This is a genomic window from Paenibacillus tengchongensis (genome assembly GCF_008973665.1).
Taxonomy (GTDB): domain Bacteria; phylum Bacillota; class Bacilli; order Paenibacillales; family Paenibacillaceae; genus Paenibacillus_AQ; species Paenibacillus_AQ tengchongensis.
Genome location: NZ_WACP01000052.1, coordinates 1 through 699, shown reverse-complemented (window position 1 = coordinate 699; position 699 = coordinate 1). Strand labels below are relative to the sequence as shown.

General features: G+C 55.7%; 1 pseudogene. It reads right to left on the bottom strand.

What is annotated here, in order from left to right:
• Positions 1-699, bottom strand: a pseudogene (locus tag F1381_RS27875) (HNH endonuclease); the annotation flags it as partial.

The following is a 699-nucleotide window of genomic DNA, read 5'->3' as shown; positions in this document are numbered from 1 at the left end:
CAGATACTCCCACATCTTGCCCTCCAGATGGCTGAACGAGCGTTTGGCCGCCTTGCCGAGCGCGCCGATCCGCTCCATGACATCGAGGAATACGCTGATCAGAATGGAGCCCAGAGCCGAGATCAGCTTCGTATAGAATTTCTGCAGCGCGCCGAGCGCCTGATCGACCTTGGAGGCGAGGAAGTCCAGCGCCTGCGCCGCTTTGGCCTTGAGCTTCTTGGCAATCTGGTTGACCAGCTTCACGGCTTGATCGACCACACTGTCGATGCGGGCACAGATTCGCTTGGCAATCCCCGGGAATTTCGCGAAGACGATGTTGACGAGCTTCTTGAGCAGGGTGCCCAGCCCTTTGATCAGTCCGGTAATCAGCTTGCGGCCCAGCTCAATGAGGCCAATGACCGCCTGTTTGGCTTTCTCGAAAATAAACTTCACAGCCTTGCGCAGATTGTCAAAAATAAAGTTGACCGCCTTTTTGACCAGCTCCACAACCGCTTCGAATTTATCCTTGATCCAGCCGAGCACGCCGCCCTTCTTCTTTTTCTCTTTCTCTTCCTCTTCCTTCTTCTTGCCGTCAGCGTCCTTCTTGGCCTTGCTGTAGGCTACTGTCGCTTCTTGCTCCGCCTCTGACTGCTTCTTCTGCGCTTCGCGTTCCTTCTCCGTGCGGACCTGCTCGATCTCGCCTTTCTTCTGCTGAACCGC